We start from the raw sequence: 2750 nt of genomic DNA on the forward strand, positions 1-2750 counted from the left end.
GCCGAGCGAACCGTCGGTGCCCTCTGGGACGCCATCGGACGCTTCATCGACCTCTTCACTCCGACCGAGTGCGCCAACTACTTCAAGAGCTGCGGATACGATGCAGACTGAATGGAATCCGCTCTAAGTTCCGCGCTCTTTCCAACGACCATTGGCCTTCTCCCCCTGTGGGAGAAGGTGGCCGCCGAAGGCGGTCGGATGAGGGGTTGATGATCCTGTCCGGAAAGCCCCCGAAACTATTGTGGATAGCCCTGCGCGACCCCTCATCCGTCAGGCTTCGCCTGCCACCTTCTCCCACAAGGGGAGAAGGGGATGCGCCACCGACAATCTGGAATTACGCCGCGGTCGGGGAGAAGGGCGTTGCCTCAGCGTCGCGGCGGGCCGGTGGCGGCGCGGGGGCGGAGGGCCTGGGTGGCGAAGGCGTTGGCTGCGGGTCCGGCCCGTGGGGGCGGCATCGTCAGGACGGCGGCGCCGGAGAGGCGTGATCGCAGGGGTGCGGGCCGCTTGGCCGGGCGTTCAGATCCGGTCGTCCGGGCCAACAGGGCGGTGAGCGCGGGCAGCTCGGCCGGCGCGGGGCCGGGCCGGGCGGCGGCGTCGGCCGCCACGCCCTGCAGGGTCTTCATCAGCAGCGGCAGGCTGGCGCGGTCACCTTCGCGGTCGCGGTCGGCGTCCAGCCGCTCGCGTACAGGTTCCCCGGCATCGGGCCGTTCGGTCTCGGGCGGGTCGCCCCGTTCCTGGAAATCGTCGGCCTCACGGGCCTCGTTCAGCACAGAAACGCCGGCCGGCGCCGCCCGGGCGGCCTGCCGCAGACGTAGCTTGAGCGCAATCGCCACCCGCACCCCAAAGAAGCACCTGTCGAACAGGCCGAACAACTCAGCCTTGCGCTTCCAGTCCGCCTCCCGCTCGGCCTCCCGCCCGAACGCCATCCCCAGCCGGTGGGCGACGGCGGCCATCTCGGCGAGCATGGTCTCGGCGGTGAGGTCGGCGTGGGGCATGGGAACAAAAGTAGAACATTTGTGGCGACTGTGCAAGCATCTTCGCGAGAGGCGACCTGAACCGGGGTCAATGGGTAAGTTATCGGCGTGTTGCGGAGAGGATGTGGCGCGTGGCGGTGGATAGATGGAATTCGGATAGGCTGGCGGCGTGGAGGGGTACACCAATTCCCTTCAGTCTAATCGGCCTTGCTGGCATCTGCGCCCTCCTCACCTGCCTCCGGTTCAGTCGACGCTACAATGCCGTATTTCATTCCAATGCGCCGAGCGTTGATGGGGCTCTCGGCGGCAATGCGCGCAAGCGCTGCCTCAGCTTTGGCAACAACCGCCTTCATCTTTTCGTCGGCATTCCCAACTCGCTTAAACGACAATGCGCCCCGCAGCGCTCTGCGCTGGTCTGCTCCGCGCAATCGCTTAAAGATGTCGTAGAAATCCATGACGCTGAGGCGCGACACTCGTTCGGTGTCGGTGCCGCTCCAACCATCACTTGATCCAATATTGTAGAGACTTTCGAGTGGACCGCCTTCTTCAGGGAATGTAGCGAGCTTTGTGGCAAAGGCCTCCACAACATCAGTGTCCTTGACGTTCTCGCTGAAGGAGTAGTGGCCCAAGTCCCAGAATATTGCCGGATCTTGTCTGTGTTCCACGTAGTAATTCACGATTTCGGCGGCCTCGGCTTTTCGCCCAAGGTCTTTGAACAGCCGCACCGTGGCGTCCAGACCTGATGGAGAAACAATCTCCACGTTGTTACGCAATGAACTTGCTAGCGCATCCATGACCGCATCAGCATTGTCGTCAAAACTATTGTGATATAAATCCCACGCGTTCTTGAAGGAGGCGTCTTTATCTTGAAGCATTAGTTTATTATGCAATGCTTCGGCTTCCGCGCGCACCTTCCCTTCATCAAATCCGCCTTGCTGTATACCTTCAAGCAAAATTCTGTCGAAGCTGTCCACTCCTGAGAAATTATAAGTCCCAAGTAAGGCACGGGCATCGGCATAGGGATCATCGCCCTTACCCTCCATCAAACCATCGTAGATGTTGAAGGTGCCAACGAAATCGAGAGGAGGCGCTTTATCTGGCTGATAGCGGCAGTATGAGAACAGGACGATTGATTGTATGGCCTGATCCATGACTCGCTCGTCCAGATCAGCGAGCAGTTCGATGGCACGGTCGCAATGCCGCTCGACTTTCTTGATCGTCCGAATGTTGACGATACCAATCGAAACGCAGCTCGCCAAAATCTTCCGTTTACGAGGGTTCTTGTCGCTGATCCCGATTGTCGCCGCCTCGATAGGGGTGGGATCGAGGTGAACGATCGTATCAGCGACCTTCTCAAGCTGAGATCTGAAATCTGCGGCGTTCTCGCCCAGCAGTGCTTCCTCATTCAGAAGAAGGACGACCTTGCAGTTCCGCTGCTCCTTGAGAAAGGACAGCAACCCAAGAACTTCCTTGGCGCCCAGCTGTGATCCCGCGCGTTCCAGGTCATCAACGCACACAATCTGATCGCGTACCAGGAGGAACAGCGCCCTGCCTCCGAACCCCGCATACTCGCTGACTCCAGGCAGGAATCGCGCGAACCCAGCAAACCGGCGCCAACTATCCTTCGCCGTTTTTAAAGAGGCATCGATGGTGTCGAAGCTAGGCTCAGGACCCATTGAAATGATTCCCAAGGCGGGGTTGGTCTGATTCACTGGCGGCGCATGGAGGCGTCGTCATGAGTGATTTGATCTGGTTGTCGCAGGCGCAGATGCGCCG

Annotated in this window: 2 protein-coding genes; both read right to left on the reverse strand. The window is 60.1% G+C overall.

Going from position 1 to position 2750, the window contains the following annotated elements; all coding sequences use genetic code 11:
* Positions 1-365: 365 nt before the first annotated feature.
* Positions 366-995 carry a hypothetical protein gene (locus ACIQ3B_RS18520; protein WP_397405211.1) on the reverse strand — a complete coding sequence of 210 codons (630 nt, stop codon included), beginning with the start codon at positions 993-995 and terminating at the stop codon, positions 366-368.
* A 176-nt stretch (positions 996-1171) separates the two neighbouring features.
* A complete protein-coding gene (locus ACIQ3B_RS18525; protein ID WP_397405213.1) occupies positions 1172-2686 on the reverse strand; it encodes a hypothetical protein in 1515 nt (504 codons plus the stop codon).
* Positions 2687-2750: the final 64 nt, after the last annotated feature.

It is taken from the genome of Phenylobacterium sp., from assembly GCF_044358365.1.
GTDB lineage: Bacteria > Pseudomonadota > Alphaproteobacteria > Caulobacterales > Caulobacteraceae > Phenylobacterium.

Bases quoted from the DNA above. Each gene is read 5' to 3' on its own strand.
- ACIQ3B_RS18520 (WP_397405211.1), bottom strand. From the start codon at position 995: ATGCCCCACGCCGACCTCACCGCCGAGACCATGCTCGCCGAGATGGCC.